The organism is Mediterraneibacter sp. 210702-DFI.3.120 (assembly GCF_020561005.1).
Lineage (GTDB): Bacteria > Bacillota > Clostridia > Lachnospirales > Lachnospiraceae > Mediterraneibacter > Mediterraneibacter faecis.
The window spans coordinates 1-476 of the sequence record NZ_JAJCNG010000080.1 but is presented as its reverse complement, the minus strand read 5'-3'; the positions used below and the strand labels follow the sequence as shown (position 1 = coordinate 476).

The 476-nt window shown below is 40.8% G+C and carries 1 protein-coding gene; it reads left to right on the top strand.

Annotation, left to right across the window (positions count from 1 at the left end):
- Nucleotides 1-176: excisionase family DNA-binding protein (locus tag LI162_RS15280; RefSeq protein ID WP_227156879.1), on the top strand; the 176-nt coding region annotated here is incomplete at its 5' end.
- Nucleotides 177-476: the final 300 nt, after the last annotated feature.

Here is a 476-nt window from a genome sequence, read left to right as displayed (position 1 = left end):
TTGGCAGAAACACTTTGAGAAAGCTGGTTGAATGGAAGAAGCTTCCGGTATTAAAAGTCGGAAGAAAAGTCCTTATTAAAACTGACATTTTAGAAAAGTTCATGGAAGCCAACGAGGGGCGAGATCTGAGGGATAAAGGAAATGTAAAAACTGTCACAAGAAATGTGGCAACTTAAAAAGGCGGCTTCCTACGAAACCGCCAAAGGTTCTATCAGACCGAAGCCATGATATACCTACACGCAAGAGGATTATACCATGTGCTTCTCCTGATATGCAACCGGGAACTAATGTTTATCTTGTCGGAAAAACATCGACAAGATAATGCTCCGCAAGGATGCACCACGATTCTGATTGGAATTATGTCAACAGAGCTGACCAGAATCGTGTGCCAAATCTTAGCAGAGCAAGATTTGATTATAAGAGAAAGGATGAAGACGATATGGCGAAATCAACAAAGACTTATGAAGAAAGAATAC